The following is an 18,495-nucleotide window of genomic DNA, read 5'->3' on the forward strand; positions in this document are numbered from 1 at the left end:
TTGCTCCTCATTAAATTACTTGAAACCCAAATGCGTATGGGTCATCGTCATCTACGGTGATAGCACTTGTGCCCGTCACCCTAGACCAACCTTGAATACTTGGTAAGATAGCTGTTATGCCTGCGATCTCTGTTACGTGTTCAATGCAACCAATAAACTGGCTGCCAATATAACTTTCGTGAATAAAATTTTGCCCTTGAGCCAACTGCCCTTTGGCAAATAGCTGTGCCATACGGGCGCTGGTGCCTGTTCCACATGGCGAGCGATCAATGGCTTTATCACCATAAAAAACTGCATTTGCGGCGTCTGAATTGGCATTTTTTGGGGTGCCTGTCCATAAAACATGGCTTGCGCCTTGAACGGTTGAGTCAAGCGGATGAACACATTTAATTTTGGCGTTTATTGCATCACGCACTAGCGGGCTATATTGCAAAATTTGCCCAGCCGTTAAATGTTCAATGCCTTTATAATTACCCTGTGGTTCAACAATAATGTAAAAGTTGCCACCATAGGCAATATCTACCTCAAGCTCGCCCAATTCAGGCACTTCAATAACTATCGACTGATGTGCTAAATACGCAGGTACATTATAAATTTTTACCCACTGTACTTTACCACCGGTCATTTCATAATTGATTTGAACACGCCCAGCAGGTGTGTCTAACAATAGGGTCCCTGGCACTTTTGCATGTAACAAACCATGCTCTAAAGCAAACGTAACGATACCCATTGTGCCGTGGCCGCACATAGGCAAACACCCAGATGTTTCAACAAATAAAATAGCGGCATCGCCGTCTTCCGTGGTCGGTGGATATAAAAATCCGCCCGACATCATGTCGTGACCGCGAGGTTCAAACATCAGTGCTTGGCGGATCCAATCGTGATTTTGCAAAAAATCTTGGCGCTTCTCACTCATGCTCTGCCCGCTCAATTGCGGGTGACCACTGGTTATAAGCCTAACTGGGTTGCCACAAGTATGGCCGTCAATACAAAAAAAACTTCCTTTACGCATCACTTAGCCCACTTTAATTTTGTTAGGTTAGTAGGGCTTGCTATAGCCAGTGCAATCATGCCGTGAACAGCTTTGTTGATCAGTTCATCGCTCATGTTTGCTGTTGTTGCAAAGTTAATGGAGTCGTCTGCACTAAACTGAGCCATTACTGCTGCACAGACTCCTTGCCAAGTTACTGTCATTTTAATTACCTGATTGATGTTTAGGCTTGATATCATAGGTATATTGTATACAATAATCAATATCCCACCTTAAAGTTTGTTAAAAGGTTTATCTTCTGAGGCTCTTTTGGGATTGGGAATAACTACTTAAGAAACTGAAAAACAATGCTTATTTACTGATTTAATACAGCGGGATTTTTTTCATAAATCACTGTTTAAAGTGAGATGCAATGTATACGCGCCTACAAATCAAGTGTTTGGTATTACTTTTATAGAAGAGGTAAATTATTTTGGCGGATAAAAATAAACAGCAAGTCGCCGTTATAGGAGCTGGTATTATTGGCATTTGTAGCGCATTACAACTACAACGAGCAGGTTTTGCAGTCACCTTGTATGATGAAAATGGTTTAGCGCAAGGCTGCTCTAAAGGCAATGCTGGACACTTTGCGACTGAGCAAGTGTTTCCGCTTGCGCACCCTTCACTATTAAAGAAGCTACCCGGTATGTTATTCAATCCATTAGGGCCGCTACGGATTGATTGGCGTTATGGCTTTAAAGCCCTACCTTGGTTTTGGCAATTTGTTAAAAACATGCCAAGCAAGACTTATCGCACTAACACACAAGCACTTAAGGCGTTAAACCAACTAGCGATCCCCGCTTATGAGCGCTTACTCAGTGAGTATAATTTAGGCCACTTACTAACTAAAAAGGGCAGCTTACTGACTTTTGAGACCACCCCTCTTAGTAAAATTAACGCTATGCTGCGCAGCTACCTTGATCAGGGTATTGAGGTGGAGTTACTTGATGGCGAACACGTGCGTCTACTAGAGCCCAATTTAGCTAAAACCATTACCTACGCTTTATTATTTAAAGAGGTGGCTCACAGTGTTGATCCGCATTTATTTTGCCTCAACTTAGCAGAACAATTTAGCGCGTTGGGCGGCCAATTTTGCCAACAAAAAATCACCTCGATACAGCCTGCAAAGCAAGGTTATACACTCAGTTGCCAAAATCAAATTGTCACAGCGAATAAAGTAGTCATCGCCGCAGGCGCATGGAGTAACACACTATTGAAACCTTTAGGCTACAAAGTGCCGCTTGATACTGAACGTGGTTACCATTGCATGCTAGCCAGTAATTACGGGCTTTCACGCCCTGTGGCCTCTGCCGAGCGTCACTTTATTATGACTCCCATGAGCCAAGGCCTACGCATTGCTGGCACGGTAGAATTTGCCGGCACCAAACGAAAAATGAATAACAAACGCGCATTAGCATTATTACCCAACGCTAAAGCATTACTGAATAGATCAGCCTTTTCATTACATGCTAACAGTACCTGGATGGGCTGTAGGCCATCGCTACCGGATTCATTGCCCGTTATTGGTAGCGCCCCGAACCACGATAACCTGTACTTTGCTTTTGGCCACCAGCACTTAGGATTAACCCAAGGCGCCGTAACCGCAGAGCTAATAACCGCACTGTGTTTAAACCACCCGCCGCAAATAGATATACACCCTTATTGTGTGAGTCGCTTTTCAACGCAACCCGCTTGCAGTAAAGCACAGCCACACGCACAATAGCCGCATATAAATAAAGGAGAGCACCATGACAACATTCGGAATTGGTACGCAAACTAAAGAGCAAGCACTCGCCGGTCTAAGCGATATGACGGGCGATTTAATGCCTATTCAGGCTGATGAGCATTTAGCGCGTATTGCCAAAGCACAAGCCTACATGCAAGCCAATTGTATTGATGCAATTTACTTAAATGCAGGCACTAACTTAACCTACTTTACCGGTATGCGTTGGTATGCCAGTGAGCGTATGGTAGGCGCAATATTACCGGCTAAAGGCGACGTACAATACATTGCCCCGTATTTTGAAATTGGCTCACTAAACGGTTTTAAAGTCATCGATGGCCCTATTCGTGGTTGGCAAGAGCACCAAAACCCTTATGCTTTATTTGTTGAAATACTCGCAGAAATGGGCATTGCGGCTAATGGCACTGTTGGCATTGACGAAAGCGCACAGTTCTTTATTTTTGATGGTATAAACAAAGCACAAACTGGCTTAAACCTAGTCAATGCACAACCTGTGACCGCTCATTGTCGAATGCATAAATCAGCCAACGAGCTGGCACTGATGCAACGCGCTATGGATATGACGTTAGCGGTTCACCAAGCAACTGCAAGTATGTTACACGAAGGAATCAGCACGAGCGAAGTTGAAGCGTTTATCAAGCAAGCACACCAAAAAGTAGGTGCTCCAGGTAACTATTTTTGCATCGTATTATTTGGCGTTGCAACCTCGTTCCCACATGGCGTGAAAGACCCGCAAATTCTTAAAAAAGGCGATATGGTACTGATTGATACTGGCTGTAAAGTACATGATTATTTATCAGATATTACCCGCACCTATGTGTTTGGTGAGGCCACAGAGCGCCAACGCCAGTTTTGGGATTACGAAAAAGCCGCGCAAATCGCCGCCTTCAACGCTGCAAAAATTGGTGCGCCTTGTGAAGCAGTCGATGCCGCCGCGCGTAGTTACTTAGCCGCGCAAGAGCTAGGTCCTGAATATCAAACGCCAGGTTGCCCCCACCGCACAGGCCACGGTATTGGCTTAGATATTCACGAATGGCCTTATTTAGTCGGCGGCAACAAAACCCCACTTGCAACAGGTATGTGCTTTAGTAATGAGCCTATGCTAGTTATACCTGATGAATTTGGCGTTCGCTTAGAAGATCATTTCTATATGACTGATAAAGGGCCAAAATGGTTTACTGAGCCTGCCCATAGCATCGAAGACCCTTTTGGTTTAGCTGACTAAGCTAGTCCATCATAACGACTGCACGGTAAACGCTTACCGTGCAGTTTAAGCACTTATTTCTGTAAATTGAAAATCCCCCCTCTTGAATTAACCCCTTCGCGCCTGCATATAGACCCGTACACACTGTAAAAAATAGGCTCACTCATGAAAAAGCTAAAAATCGACATCGTTTCAGACGTAATGTGTCCTTGGTGCATTATTGGTTATAAAAACCTTGAAACAGCATTAGCGCAATTAAGTGACGAATTTTCAGCTGAGATCAGCTGGAAGCCATTTGAGTTAAACCCAGATATGCCAATTGAAGGGCAAGATTTAAATGAGCATTTACAACAAAAATATGGCCTGAGCGAGGAGCAAGGCGACGAAAACCGCAAACGTATTTTAGAGATGGGTGAAAAAGCAGGCTTTACCTTTAATTTTGACGGTAAACGCATCATGATCAATAGCTTTGACTTACATCGCTTACTCACTTGGGCTGCCACTGAAGGCAAACAAACCGAGCTAAAACTCGCTTTATTTAAAGCCCACTTTACCGATTTAATTTTCCTTAATGAGCAAGACAACCTACTTGATGTAGTACAAAGTGTTGGTCTTGATAGAGCCCGCGCAAAAGAAATTTTAGACTCAGGCGAGTATTTCCAAGAAGTACGCAGCGAGCAAAATGCGCTACAGCAAATGGGCATTTCCTCAGTGCCAACCTTTATCATTAACGATCAATACGCCCTCACTGGCGGCCAGCCAAGCGACGCATTTGTGCAAGCATTTAAACAAATCGCCGAGCAAGAAGCGTAATAAAATGACAAGCGACGCAATTTACCTGTTGCGTCGCTTTTTAACTAACTTTCTTCTTTAACTTAGTGCCCCCCGTTACATTCCTTTACAGACTGACGTTGCTATTTTTATTGTGATTTTATAACTCGTGTTATCCTTAACAAAAAACAGCGAGGCATATCTGCTGCGCCAATTATAAAAATGGAGAACGTATGAGTAATTCTTTCAAAGTACCGCATACTTTGATTTTACTGCTAGGTATGATGGTCACTGCGTTAGTTGCTACCTGGTTAGTACCACAAGGTTTTTTTGACACAACACTCACCGAGTCTGGTCGGGAAATGGTCCTTGCGGGCACCTATCATACGGTCGCTGAACGTCACTATCTTACCCCTTGGGATTTATTAACGGCGATTCCGCGCGCCTTTGCTGCGGCGCAAGATGTGATCTTTTTTGTCTTGATTGTTGGCGGTGTACTGGCCATTGCCCGTGCTACCGGCACGGTTGATGCGTTGATTGGCCGTTTACTTGAGCGCCATGGTAAAAAGCCGCAACGACTTATATTTATGGTGGTTTTTTGTTTTGCCTTAGCATCAAGCAGTATTGGTACAGCGGGTGAATATATTCCATTTGTATTAATATTAGTCGCTCTTTGTAAAGCTATGCGCCTTGATGCAATGACAGCAGTAGGGATGATTGTAGCCGGTTACGGGATTGGTTATGGCGTGTCTGCGTTTAACCCATTCACAGTGTTAATTGCCCAGCAGATTGCTGAAATTCCTGTTTATTCTGGTTTATGGTTGCGCTTAGCGATATTTGTGCCCTTTGTACTAATTGGTTTTCATCATGTGTGGCAGTACACTAAAAAGGTGGCCGCCGATCCAAGTAAATCCATGATGCTTGATGTGCCTTGCCCTCTCAATGATCAAGCAACACCGCATTACCCTGAACTTGCACTGCGTCATAAATTAATTTTAGGTAGCTTTATTGTCACGCTAGGTGTTGCTGTATGGGGTATTGCAACCAAAGGCTGGTACTTATACGAATTAGGCGGCGTGTTTATCGCGTGGGGTGTGTTGATCGCTATTCTGGGCCGTTTATCTGCCGATGATGCTGCAAACCGCTTTATTGAAGGTGTTTCAGATCTCGTCACCACCGCTATTTTAATTGGTGTTGCCCGTGGTATTGCTTTAATCCTTGAAGATGGGCAAATATTGCATAGCTTAGTGCATGGCATGTCACTGCCATTATCTTATGTGAGTGCTGAAATATCAGCCATTGGCATGTTAGTAATTCAAACAGTGCTTAATACCTTTATTCCGTCAGGTTCTGGGCAAGCGTATGTCACTATGCCACTTATGGCACCACTGGGCGATTTAGTCGGCGTGCCACGCCAAGTTGCAGTGCTTGCGTATCAATTTGGTGATGGCTTTTCAAATATGATTATCCCTACCAATGCGGTATTAATGGGAATTTTAGGCATGGCGGGTGTCCCTTATGGGCATTGGTTCCGTTTTTGTTTACCACTATTACTTAAATTGATGTTAGCAGCATCGATTGTGCTCGTACTTGCAGTGATGTTTGGTTATGGTTTGGATGTACAACCAAGTGCCGTTGGCAGCTAAAGTTACTGGATACTTAAACGAAAAAACCACCTTTGTAGGTGGTTTTTTCGTTAAATCGAAGTCACTCGTTTTTCTAGCTAACTTTACTCTTACGTTCTATAAAGCACTTTTATCACATGCCAACCAAATTTAGTTTTTACTAAATGTGGTTCTAATATTTCTGCGCCAAAAGCCACTTTATCAAATTGCGGAACCATTTGGCCACGTTTAAATTCGCCTAAATCACCCCCTTTTTTACCCGATGGGCAAGAGGAATGTTTTTTAGCGAGCACATGGAACTTAGCGCCTTTTTTTAACTGCTGAATTATGTCTTCGGCAAGTTCTTTATGCTTAACTAAAATGTGTAATGCGTGTGCGGTGCTAGCCATGATCTATCTCTACAAAATTAAACTGAGGGGATTTTATCATAATAGATAAAAACTAGTCATTATCACTGGCCATAATAGCCAATTAAACGAATCGCGAATCCTACTTCGTCGCGATAATTGAGTTCTTCTCGGTATTCTATAAACGGCTCTAATTCATAAAACAGCCAACTGTATTTTACTTGCTGCCGGTAACGGTACGATACTGTATAGATAGTAAAGTCATCAAAACTATTCTGTACATTGGCACCAAACACTGCGGCTCGCTGCGCATCGGGTATATAACTTAAATAAACACCTGAGCGCATTTCGCTATCTATTTCGTCATCAATTTCACGGTAATTAGCAGAGACATTCAGCGAATAAAACTCATTGATCTTAGTATCACTGGAGAGCTTAATAAAGTAACCAAAGCCATCAGAGAAGTAATACTCTAAGCCGGCAGATGCAAAGTACTGCGTTTGATTAAATGTTTTATTCCAACGAAGTGCACTGCGTCCATAAAGTTGGCTACGTGATATGCCAACACGATTATCAACCTCTAAGTTAGCGGTACGCTCAACTAAAAATTGCAGCGCAGCATTTATGTCTTCAGTACCATTGTTTTGATTAGCTGGGGAGTCGGTTTCAAAAGGCAACCGGCTAAATTCGTCAGCGTCATTATCTATTATTAGATTTAAGCGGTTTTCCCAGCTAGGTAAGCTTAATGATACTTTAAAGCGTACTTCTGTTTCAGCTAGATCAGCACTGCGGGGAAGCCAGCCTAACCGCAAAAAACCTCTAGCATGGGCTTTGTTTGGGTTAACCTCTTCACCGAGTAAATCGTCTAACCACTGGGCGGTATTTTGCATCCGCAGATTAATTCTGTCGCGAACATCTACCACGATTGCAGAGTCATCATGGGTGTCATTTTGAGCATATAGTCCAGCACTAAACACTAAAAACAGTATATTAAGTTTAACCAAATAACCTGCCAACAGTCCGCCTTGTAAAGAAATTATAAGTAGTGGTGATCATACTCATGACTTGGGATCACGCAATAATTATATTTTCCAAATAAGCGATACCGGTTAAGTGCAATGGCATCATACCCCCAGTTGCGTATCCGTTTCGGTATTATTCGTAATATGTTAGCTAAGGGCCATGGCCAACCCAACTGTGAAACAACATTAATCACACCATCACTTTTGGTAACACACTGATTATTTTCAACATAGATCATGGTTTTAAAATTAGCTGTTGGGTAACCAAAGTGCGTGAGGATTGCTTGGCCTTTTAAAGACTGCACACTGCATAATTTAAAACACAGCTTTTTATCGTGCTTAATAATAAAATTACACCATGCATTACAAAGCTTACACTGCCCGTCAAAGAGTATTATTTTATTGTTTTGCATAAGCTGTTGAGCATTTATTTCACACATACTTAGCCTTTAATTGAACGTTTATATCAATATTTATTTAGCCCTACTCACACCAACGTCCTTGTTTTTGCATTATCAACAATAAATGCGCGGCACTCCACGAGAAATTAGGCGCGCCTTGTTGTTCGCCCGTCAAAGGATTGTAATTTTCGCGAATAGGAGCACTGGCCAATAAGCCATCAGCATGAGTAAGTAGTTGCTCACTGAGTTGCTGCGCCTTTTCACAATAACCGTAATGACTCATACCCACCAAACCAAAATACAGCTGATCAAGCCATACTCGACCTCGCCAATAGATATCTGCACCAAAAGCAGGGTTGCTCAAAGCCGCGCTGCCAAGTGGTACGTAGGTATTGAACTCTTTTTCATCAAGCATTACATCAACCACTTGCTGCGCTTGTTCAACCGTGGCTACTTGATTAAATAGCGGCGACCAGCCTTCAGGGCCTTTACCGCGCTTAACTAACGGCTTGCCTGCACAGCCACTTGCTAACGGTTGTGGTGCTATTTCAATGTCATAATAATAGCCAGTTGTTCTATCGAACATACATCGATTTATATACGCTCTTAGTTTGGCTGCTTGTTTTAAAAAATAACTCGCTTGGCGAGGATAATTCAGCTCTTTAGCAATTTTACTTAAATAGCGATTATCCGCTGCCATGTATGATGCCTGATCGACTGATTCTTGCAGTAATGAGTAGCCAATCAAACGCCCCGCTTTATCAAAATTTTCGGCAAAACCTACGTGCCAATCAGTGGCTTTACCGCCATTTTTTATATACTTCGCGAGTTGTTCACTGCTAATGAAACCAAACACCGCTGCATCATCTCGGCCCGACTCCCACGATGCCGCTGTTTGCGCAGGGATCTTTATCTGTTTTTGTGGATGGGCGATAAGCTGATCCTTATAATTTTCAAGACCACTTTGCGCAGCCCAACCCGTTGCTGTTTGCACCTCAAAGCGTAATTTACCGTCATCCGTTGTATGGGCCTTATCAACTGTTGCGCCATACTCTGGCACACCATTGCCATTGTGATCTCGATTAGTTAGCCACCAGTTTCTATAGCTGACCAACTTTGGGAATATTTCCGCAAGCCACTGCTTATCATTTGTGTACTCATAAACTTGCCACACAGCCCAAGCGGCTAAACTGGGTTTAGTATTACGTTCGTTCCAGTTAGTCCCATCACCACCCCGTTCAGGGCTTAAATTATAAGCCACTAAATCAGGAATAAACCCTACATCCCACGGTCTTACAGCATCATTTGCTGTTATTTGGTGCTCAAATACCGCATTGAGATTTTGCTTTGCGAGTACTGGGTGAAAAGTCGCCAGGGCAAAAGCGTGCTTATAACTATCCCACGGCCAAGTCTGATTACCGGAAAACCAGCGTCCCGTCACGGCAGGACTTACGGTATCAAAGCCAACAGCACCGGCTTTAGAACGCCAATTACCAATCAAGGTTTCAATACTTTTGACGGCTAACTTTTTATGCCTTTCATCGGCACTGGCTAACGGGCGCAGCGCACTATTAATATACCCTTGCCAACGCGTGGCACTGCGGGCTAAATACAGCTCGGGCTGGTTTAAAACATCTTTTATAATAGCCTGCTCGTTTGCCGCTTCTTGGCTATTTAATAAGTACGAATAAGTTGTGTAAAACGTGGTATCGCTATCAATTGTTGTGTCACTTGCATAGCTTAATGCTTCATGAGTGGTGTTGACTGATAGCGTTTTATGCAATTGTAACTGCGAGCTGCCAGAAGTTAGTAACTGGCCATGTGCACGCACTTTGCCAAACTTTAGCGTGATAGTATTATCACTCACTTGCCATTGAGGTAACAGTTGCGGGTATACTTCAAAAGGTGAACGCGCATCTTTTGCGATACCGTCTTGAGCTGTTAACTTACTCACTAACCGCCCTTCCCAGCGCAAAATGAGTGGTTTTTTGGTTGTGATCTGTGTTTTAACTAACGAAGTACGATTACTTACAAAACGTAACTCCATGCGAATACTTACGCCATCACCCGTTAATTCTTGCACTAAAGCACCCGGCAAGCTGTAACTATTCATGGCGAGTTTAACTTTATGACTTTGGTCTTTATAGACGCTGAGCTTTTCTAAATAAGGGGCGATAAAATTAAGGTATTCTTCGCTAATAATTGCAGGCCCGGTAAAGCTTCCGATATTGTCATCGCTTGGCAGTAAATGACCATGCCATGCACCTAAGTCAAATAATGGACTAAAGCGTTGATGCTCGCCTCTAGCAAAGTCTTGCATATAATATGGACTTCCCGTGCGATCAATTAAATTTTTATAATGACTATTTTCACCGCTCACTGGGTCATTTGCTGTGGCTTGTAAGCTCAACATCAGCATGGCAGCTATTAAAATAAGTCGCTGTTTAAGTTTCACTGTGGGTATCCTTATTATTTCGCGCTAGAAGGTAAAAACCAAAGCCAGTGAAAAGCGCGATCATTGCAAATAATAGCCACATGAGTGCCGGACGTTGCAGCTCTTTCACTAAGTAACCATAGCTCCAACCTGATAAAAAACCAGCAAATAAAAAACCCAGTGCCATAGATACAAAATAATAACCCATAAACATTGCAGCGCTATCTTTAGGGGCAATACTGGCAACATATTCTTGGCTTTTTGGCGAGGTGAGCATTTCACCCAAGGCAATCAATAAAATAACCGTGATCATGACCGCTCCGCCCAGTTGCGTCATTAATAAACCCGCGCTCATTAGCAATAACACTAAAAAAGCACCCGCAGTAACAATCAAACCACTGATCAAAACCGATATCACCTTAAATCTTTGGCATTTTACACTAACGATTATTTGTAATAATACTATGGCCGCAAAGTCTAAATTAATCAGGTACTCGGGATTAACTTGTCGGTAAACCAGCCATTGCTGGGCAAGTTGTTTACTTTGTTGCAGGGTAAAGTCGCTAGTCGCTATTTGCTCAATAAAAAGCGCTATTTCGCTCACTGGCACGTTTACTTTTAAATGCACTAATTCAAGGCGTATTGCTTCAAGCTCAGTGCTCGCTAAAGGTGATGAAGATGCATAATTGACTGATAGAAGCTGAATTTTTTCACTCAATGCTCCACTATCAACAAACGCAAAAAAATCCACTGTTGATTGACCAAAGTAACTGAGTAAAACAACTAACTCTTGAGTGTTTGTATAATCGCGTATAAACAACGGTAAAGTGTAAAATAGCTGATTATACACAGTCCAAAACCCTGTCAATATGGCTAAGTACAAGGCAAAATTACGGTTACTTACCCGCACCGGCTGTAAGTGCCAGTTATGGCTTTGCTTAGTACTGACACTTTTATCCCACAACCAGTTTGTCCCTAACCATAGAGCAATTAATACAAAAGCTTGCGTATAACTGAGCCAACTCACGCCTGCGGTCATTAGAATAATCACACAAGTAAATAACAACAGTGCAAAGCGGCTGTTGCCTAATACTTGTTGAGCTTGTTGTAATACCTGCTTAAGGCTGGTATTTGCTTGCGAAGATGGGGTTGTTTCGCGATAAAATAGCAGCGGAATAAAGTTAAGCAAAATCCACACGGCCGACATTACAAATACCGCATCCCAGCTGATCGCACGCATATAACCGGCGACTAATGGGCCAATAAAGCCGCCCAAATTAACCATAGTGTAAAAAATACCAAACCCTAGGCCACGGTTAGTATCATTCGTGCTGCGACTTATAGTACCAACCACCACAGGTTTAAAACACGCCGCACCAAATGCCACCAACATTAAAATCATAAAGAACGAATTAAAGTCAGTTACTTGGCCTAAAAAGTAGTAACCTGGCGCCATAATTATAAAGGAAATTATAAACAGCCTTTTATAACCATACCGATCAGCCAGCGCGCCTGTTAACACCGGTAATAAATATAAAAAGAAAGGAATAATACCTTGCACAGCACCACGCTGTGCATCATTAAAGCCCACCCCACCTTGTTCAACTGGGGTAGTCATATAGACAGATGAAACCGCAAAAAAGCCATACCAAGCTAAGCGCTCAAAAATTTCCATGGTGTTTGCAATATAAAATGCCACACCAAAGCCTTTATTAGCTGGGGTTTGCTTACTCTGCTTTGCTGCTGAGTTGGTTGTTATTGGTATTTGATTATTATTCATAGTTTACTTTCACAATTAAACACAGTATTTTATATTGCATACAATATACACATAAAACAACTATAATTATGAAAAAACTCTCACTCACTTTGTTATTACTGTTACTTGCCGCGTGTCAAAAAGAGCCGCAAGCCGATACTGCGCAGACCGTACAACCACAAACAACAACGTCAAGTGCTATGGAAACTGATCCACAACAGATGCAAGTAGACCTATCAGTACAAGGTTACACCAGTACGTTACACAAAATGGACATTGCATTCTTAGGGAAAACCATCCCCTATACATATAGCGATGGCAAAATTGGTAATAGCCGAGGATATGATTGGTGGGTAAGTAAACACTTTGCACTGAAGAGTGATTTACCAAAAGAAAAAGTAACGCTGTATTTAGCGCTTTTAGAAATGGCTTATCCACACTATGTTGCACTATTCGGTATGGAGCCACCTAATATTGAACGCCAGCGTATCGCTGTAGTGTATGGTAGCAGCCGCGATAGAGTGCGCGAGGCCATGCTTGATGACGGTTTTTTAAGAGGCGTACATAAAACCGCAGGCGGCGAAACTATGTTTTATAACCGCGCAGGATATAACTTCCCAAGCCATCGTGAGCATCACCAACGCTATATTGTCATTCACGAAACCATGCATGCTTTTCACATGGCTTTAAACGGTCATTCAACCTGGGCGCCTAATTGGATCACCGAAGGCTTAGCCGACTCGGTCGCTCACCATGTTTACGATGCCAAGCAAAAACAACTGACTGTGATGGTGTTTGATCGTGCCCCTATGAATTATATTGAGACCGGTTTAAAGCAATATTACAGTGCTGATAAACCCACTCTTGAGCAAATAAACGATGATCCTGCACTTAAACGCGGCCTTAATTTTTTTATCATTCATTACCTTTTAAGCTCTCCAGAACGCGCACAATATTTTGCATATTTTGTGCAGCAACTTAGGCTTGCCAACCCACACAGTGACGCCACGCTCAGCACAGCCAATTCACTCCTTAAACACACTTTTAAAGATTGGCAGGCAATAGAGCAAGGCTTTGCTGACTTTGTGCAAAATATAAAACCCAGTTTTCATATTGTATCAGGCCCGTGGGAGCAAAATGGTAATGCTTATTGGCTACGAAATACAGATTCAAATACCTTATCTCGATTGGATATAAACCCCGCTCTCACTACTGATGTATCGCACCCAGTGATGGACTTTCCCGCACCACAAGTAAATGCGTTAATCGATCTGACAAATAAGCACCAAGTGGCTGCTTTAATTGAATTTGAACCGGCACAATTACAGCGCGGTGAAATAGGCATTGCCATGCAAGGCAAGCGCAGCGAGCAAAACCAACAATACCGCACTACGTTTATTGGTAATGAGCAAGCGAATGACGACCAATTACTAAAACTATTAATAGAAGATGCTGAGCGGTTAATAATAACCGCACGTAATTTCAAGGATTTTCAGCCTGTGCAAATCGCACTTAGTCCTGAGTTAAAAGCCGCTTTAGCTCAACACGCAACACTTGGTTTAAACCTTACATTAGAGAGCAGCCAACTAACGGTGGGCTTAAAAGCGGATAACGGGACGAATATCATTGGGCAAACATTTACCCTTGCTTTATCGACTAAAATAACAGCCGCACTCGATACACAAAAAATCAGCTTATTAAGTAAAAATAACAATCACCAGATCACACCTTACTTATTTGCAACGCCAGCTGGCGATGCTAAATATTTAAATTTAGCAGCACAAAACCAAACACAGCTTACTGATCCGTGGCTATTTACAGGTTATAAATTATTAAATCGAGTGTTTAGAACCTGCCAACAACATCAGCGCAAACTGGTTAATTGCGATGTCGAGCTGAGTAAGTTAATGGCAAAATTACCTCAGCCGAGCAACCATACAGCCATAAATGCTGAACTTGCAGTTATATTTAACCGCTATAAAACCCTATTAGGTAATAGTGGTTTTAGCGCACTCAGTGGTATTAATTCTGGTGTTTACTATCACCACAACAAAGCCTTTTTACGCGTCGAAAACCCTACCGATTTTGAGCTGCAATTGGCCGCCCAAGTTAGCTTTGCAACTGCAGGTAAGGTGCTTAACAAGCACCATCTCCGTCAGCTCTTAAAACCCGGTATCCACAACATTCACTTACCAGCGTCAACACAAGCTCAAACAATTGTTGTCGAACAAGATCTTAATTGGCAAGGATTAAATAAAACCCGTGAAATTAGTGCTGCTAATGTCCCTTTCAACGGAGTTGGGATGACACTCACTCAGACTAAAAATAACGCGGGTGATTGGCTATTTACCGCGACCCTATCAGGCCCTTATTCAGGTGCGACAACGGGGCAAATAACACTGACAGCTACGCCCTTTATACAGCTTGAAAGTGTAATGACACAAAAACACCCTGTGGAGATTGCGCCTTATGCAGTACAAAACTATCAATTTAAATTCACAGCGAGTAGCGAACCGATGTTGATCACCGTCACTGCGTTATTAGATGTCGATGGGGAGGAGATCCGACTTATCAAACGGATAAACTTATAATTTAGTTAGCAGCTAAGAAATAACCTCTTAGCTGCTTTGCTTTAGCCACAACTCAACGACCCGTTGGCACGTCCCTAATATCGCCAAATGCTTTATAAATAAAGACAAAATAGAATTTAGTCCGTAAAATTAGTATCCTTGATTTTAGTCATGGTTACATATATGATAATGCCTATCATTTACAATCATCTTTTCGGATCCACTTTCATGAAAGCATTATTTAAATCAGCAACAACCTTAGGTGTGAGCCTTCTTTTAGTATCAGCATTTGTTGCGCAACCTGCATTTGCTAATGGCCCTATTGGCGAACATGTAAATCACTTACAAGCAAATATCAAAGATTACTCAGAAGAAGTTGAATGGATGATCGGCAAAGTCGATACCATGGTAAGCGACTATGAAAGCAAAGGCGTAAAAGCAGTAAAAAGCGATGACCTAATCGAGTATTGGGAATCAGTGAAGTTTCACAGCGCGATTGAAACAAATTTTGTGCCGGTATATGCGTCAATCTGGCAAGGTATTTATGGCGTAAAAATGGCCATTGATAATAACAAGCCGGCGACTGAAGCTCGTAAAGAACAACAAGCGATGAATGCTGCCTTGTGGCAAGGTCTTGGCGCAGTTAAACTAGCGGCGCAATTTCAACAAAAAGGTTTGCTTGCAAACGTTAAAGCAACTGCAACCACAAGCATGACTCAAAGTGCTACAATCGATGAAATTAAACATAAACTTGATCGTGTCATTGCCAAATATGCAGAGCGTTTAAGTGATGAAGCAACCAGCATTGTGCACGATACTTACCTTCACCTATTTGAAGGTGTTGAAGGCACACTTATCGAACAAGATGCCAAACTTGTTGAAATATTAGAAAAAGATTTTAACGTGACACTGCCAAAAGCAATTTCAGATAACAAAAGTGTTGATGAAGTACGCGATGTGGTAAGTAGCATGCACACTAAATTAGACCGCGCCAAGGTATTACTCGAAAAAGCCGAAAAAGCACGTAAGGATGTATTTTAAGTGAAGCGTAGGACCTTTATACAAGGCCTAGCTGCGTTTGGGGCAATCGGTGCATTACCATTGCCTCTTTCTCGCGCACTAGCTGCCAACATAGCAAACCCAGTTTCTGTTGATGACTTACCTAAACTTGAAGGTGAGCTGACCTTATACCTAGGTCGTGGTGAAGGTGGTTTGTATGAAAATGTGCTACAAGCAATTCAAGACAGAAACCCCAACTTTAAACTAGGCATTCGTCGTGGTCCTACAGCAGCTTTAGCCAATACCATTGTTGCTGAAGCAAAAGCAGGGGTGCGTAGAGCCGATTTGTTTTGGGCTGTTGATTCTGGCGCTATTGGCTTGGTTTCAGATGCCGGCCTTGCACAACCAATTCCGAGTGATCTATCAGCGCAGTTGCAACCACAGTTTCGCTATAAAGATTGGGCCCCTGTCACCGGTCGTGTGCGCACCATACCCTATAACACTTCGCGTTTGACCAAAGAGCAAATTCCAACCAGTATTATGAACATTGCTGATAGTGACTTAAGCATTGGCTGGGCACCTGCGTATGCATCGTTTCAATCATTTGTAACGGCAATGCGTATTCTCGAAGGTGACGATAAAACAGCGAAATGGCTGAAAAAGATTAAGAAGCGTGCTAAAACCTATGCCGGTGAGTTGGGTGTAGTAATGGCCGTTGAACGTGGTGAAGTGGATATTGGTTTTGCTAATCACTATTACACCTTACGTTTAAAATCAGGCAAACCAGATGCCAAACTTGATTTAGCATTTACCCAACAAGATGCTGGCTGTTTAGTCAATGCATCAGGTATTTTGGCATTGAACGACGACCCTCTTGCCACTCACTTTATGCGCTATTTATTAAGCATCGAAGTGCAAGGTTACTTGGCTCGTGAAGCCTATGAAATTCCGCTGGTAAATGGTGTCCCTCTACCTGAAGGGTTACCATCTTTAGCCAATATTTCACCACCCAAAGTGGACTTAACACAGTTAGCTGATCTTCGGCCAACCATAGCTTTGATGCGAAATAGCGGCGTACTGTAATGCGACTACCAGCTTCTTACCCAATGGCGCTGCTTGCAGCGCTTATTGTTTTATCTCCTATCTTTATTTTAATAACGCTGGCCACTGATGCCAGCTCTTTGTTTGATAATCATAATTTAAGTATTCTCGGCAATACTTTGTCCTTGATGGTATTAACGGTCATTGGTTCTATTTTAATCGGAGTACCGTTAGCATTTATCAGCGCTTATGTGCGCTTACCGTTTAAAAAAGTATGGTTGGTGTTTTTTGCCGCGCCTCTAGCCATTCCCAGTTACATTGGTGCATTTACGCTTTATGCGGCTTTTGGCTCCGGCGGAGAGATACATAATCTACTTGGTATTGAACTGCCATCGATGGATGGACTCAGCGGCGCAGCTATTGTCATGACTCTTTACACATTTCCATTTGTAATGATGACTACCCGCTCATCTTTACTTAGTCTTGATGCAAGCATGGTTAATGCGGCCCGCACCTTAGGTATGTCGATGACCGAAAGTGTATTTAAAGTCATTTTACCCCGTGTAGTAAATGGCATTGCCGCAGGTTCGTTATTGGTTGCACTGTATACTTTGTCTGACTTTGGCACACCTGCAATGATGCGCCTTGATACCTTTACCCGGGTTATTTATGTCGAGTACAATGCGTTTGAGTTAAGTCGTGCAGCAATGTTATCGTTACAGTTGTTGGTGATTGTGGGCTTTTTACTGTTGATTGAGTCACAAATTAAAACGGCTAGCGAACGCCATGGCCGGCCATTAATTTTGTTTCCTAGTAAGTTGCAACTAGCGGCTATGTTTGCCACTTTTGCGCCTATTTTATTATTAGCCATTGGCTTACCTCTGGCGATATTTTCGCTGTGGTTAGCACGTGATGGCTTTAGCTCATTTGATTTTAGCATCGCGTGGAATTCAGCGTATGCCTCAGCCATTGCTGCAGTGGTTGCGGTGATTGTAGCTATCCCTGTTGCCCATGCTGCACTTAGCGGTAAAGCGGGTCGTATCATGGAGCGTGTTACTTACTTTGGTTTTGGTATTCCAGGTATTGTAATGGGCACCGCGCTAGTTTACGGTGGTTTGCAATTGCCGTTTTTATATCAAACATTAGGGCTGTTGATCATTGCCTATATGCTGCGTTTTTTACCCTTAGCGGTAGGCTCTGTGCGCACTAGCACTGAGCACCTTGATCCAAGTTTAGTTAAATCTGCGCGGGTCTTAGGCGCCAGTCCGCGCGAAGCATTTACCCGCATAACTTTACCACTAACAATGCGTGGGATCATAGCCGGTGCCGCTTTAGTATTTTTAGAATCCATGCGTGAATTAGAAGCAACCTTATTACTTGGCCCAACTGGCTTTGAAACACTATCGACTTATTTATGGCGTGTTTATGAGGCGGGCTATTTTGGTCGTGCTGCTATTCCTGGGTTATTGTTAGTACTGATTTCTGCGTGCGGTTTAGCTATTATGATGTCTGGCGAAAAACGTAACCAACTCGAACATTGAGGATTTA

The 18,495-nt window shown here is 42.7% G+C and carries 15 protein-coding genes; 8 read left to right on the plus strand and 7 right to left on the minus strand.

Annotation, left to right across the window (positions count from 1 at the left end; translation table 11 throughout):
* Positions 1-10: 10 nt before the first annotated feature.
* Together H5154_RS05205 and H5154_RS05210 are read right to left on the minus strand one after the other, a co-directional pair.
* The gene (locus H5154_RS05205; RefSeq protein ID WP_182717616.1) at positions 11-1,012 is read right to left on the minus strand and encodes a 4-hydroxyproline epimerase; all 1,002 of its coding nucleotides are present in this window, start codon (positions 1,010-1,012) and stop codon (positions 11-13) included.
* Positions 1,012-1,194: a hypothetical protein gene (locus tag H5154_RS05210; RefSeq protein ID WP_145234469.1), complete on the minus strand. Its 183-nt coding sequence runs from the start codon at positions 1,192-1,194 to the stop codon at positions 1,012-1,014. Before H5154_RS05210 ends, H5154_RS05205 begins: the two co-directional genes overlap by 1 nt.
* Positions 1,195-1,463: 269 nt before the next feature.
* Here H5154_RS05210 and H5154_RS05215 point away from each other — a divergent pair, with 269 nt between their 5' ends.
* The 4 genes from H5154_RS05215 (at position 1,464) to H5154_RS05230 (ending at position 6,395) form a co-directional block, all read left to right on the plus strand.
* Positions 1,464-2,753: an FAD-binding oxidoreductase gene (locus tag H5154_RS05215; protein ID WP_145234472.1), complete on the plus strand. Its 1,290-nt coding sequence runs from the start codon at positions 1,464-1,466 to the stop codon at positions 2,751-2,753.
* 25 nt (positions 2,754-2,778) lie between these two features.
* Complete coding sequence (locus H5154_RS05220; protein WP_182717617.1) at positions 2,779-3,999, plus strand: Xaa-Pro peptidase family protein; 1,221 nt, start codon at positions 2,779-2,781, stop codon at positions 3,997-3,999.
* 144 nt (positions 4,000-4,143) lie between these two features.
* Entirely contained in the window at positions 4,144-4,791 is a 648-nt protein-coding gene (locus H5154_RS05225) for a DsbA family oxidoreductase (protein WP_138554903.1), read from the plus strand.
* A 191-nt stretch (positions 4,792-4,982) separates the two neighbouring features.
* Positions 4,983-6,395, plus strand: coding sequence for a YfcC family protein (locus H5154_RS05230; protein WP_145234478.1), 1,413 nt, complete (start codon positions 4,983-4,985; stop codon positions 6,393-6,395).
* 89 nt (positions 6,396-6,484) lie between these two features.
* Here the strand turns inward: H5154_RS05230 and ppiC are convergent, their stop codons facing one another.
* The 5 genes from ppiC to H5154_RS05255 form a co-directional block, all read right to left on the minus strand.
* A complete protein-coding gene (gene ppiC / locus H5154_RS05235) occupies positions 6,485-6,763 on the minus strand; it encodes a peptidylprolyl isomerase PpiC (protein WP_145234480.1) in 279 nt (92 codons plus the stop codon).
* Between the two features lie 62 nt (positions 6,764-6,825).
* Positions 6,826-7,737, minus strand: a complete 912-nt coding sequence (locus H5154_RS05240; RefSeq protein ID WP_182717618.1) for a hypothetical protein — start codon at positions 7,735-7,737, stop codon at positions 6,826-6,828.
* A gap of 20 nt (positions 7,738-7,757) precedes the next feature.
* Complete coding sequence (locus H5154_RS05245) at positions 7,758-8,183, minus strand: thiol-disulfide oxidoreductase DCC family protein (protein WP_145234484.1); 426 nt, start codon at positions 8,181-8,183, stop codon at positions 7,758-7,760.
* A 43-nt stretch (positions 8,184-8,226) separates the two neighbouring features.
* Entirely contained in the window at positions 8,227-10,599 is a 2,373-nt protein-coding gene (ygjK, locus tag H5154_RS05250) for an alpha-glucosidase (RefSeq protein WP_182717619.1), read from the minus strand.
* Complete coding sequence (locus H5154_RS05255; RefSeq protein ID WP_182717620.1) at positions 10,589-12,358, minus strand: MFS transporter; 1,770 nt, start codon at positions 12,356-12,358, stop codon at positions 10,589-10,591. The genes ygjK and H5154_RS05255 overlap by 11 nt, the downstream gene beginning before the upstream one ends.
* 68 nt (positions 12,359-12,426) lie before the next feature.
* On the opposite strand from H5154_RS05255, the gene H5154_RS05260 reads away from it, so the two are divergent.
* The 4 genes from H5154_RS05260 to H5154_RS05275 all read left to right on the plus strand — a co-directional run bounded on the left by H5154_RS05260 (position 12,427) and on the right by H5154_RS05275 (position 18,488).
* Positions 12,427-14,928: a hypothetical protein gene (locus tag H5154_RS05260; protein ID WP_182717621.1), complete on the plus strand. Its 2,502-nt coding sequence runs from the start codon at positions 12,427-12,429 to the stop codon at positions 14,926-14,928.
* A 207-nt stretch (positions 14,929-15,135) separates the two neighbouring features.
* Positions 15,136-15,948, plus strand: coding sequence for a hypothetical protein (locus tag H5154_RS05265; protein WP_182717622.1), 813 nt, complete (start codon positions 15,136-15,138; stop codon positions 15,946-15,948).
* The gene (locus H5154_RS05270; protein ID WP_182717623.1) at positions 15,949-16,989 is read left to right on the plus strand and encodes an extracellular solute-binding protein; all 1,041 of its coding nucleotides are present in this window, start codon (positions 15,949-15,951) and stop codon (positions 16,987-16,989) included.
* Entirely contained in the window at positions 16,989-18,488 is a 1,500-nt protein-coding gene (locus H5154_RS05275; RefSeq protein ID WP_149981801.1) for an iron ABC transporter permease, read from the plus strand. Before H5154_RS05270 ends, H5154_RS05275 begins: the two co-directional genes overlap by 1 nt.
* Positions 18,489-18,495 lie beyond the last annotated feature (7 nt).

The sequence above is a fragment of the Pseudoalteromonas sp. SR44-5 genome (assembly GCF_014163675.1).
Classification (GTDB): domain Bacteria; phylum Pseudomonadota; class Gammaproteobacteria; order Enterobacterales; family Alteromonadaceae; genus Pseudoalteromonas; species Pseudoalteromonas rhizosphaerae.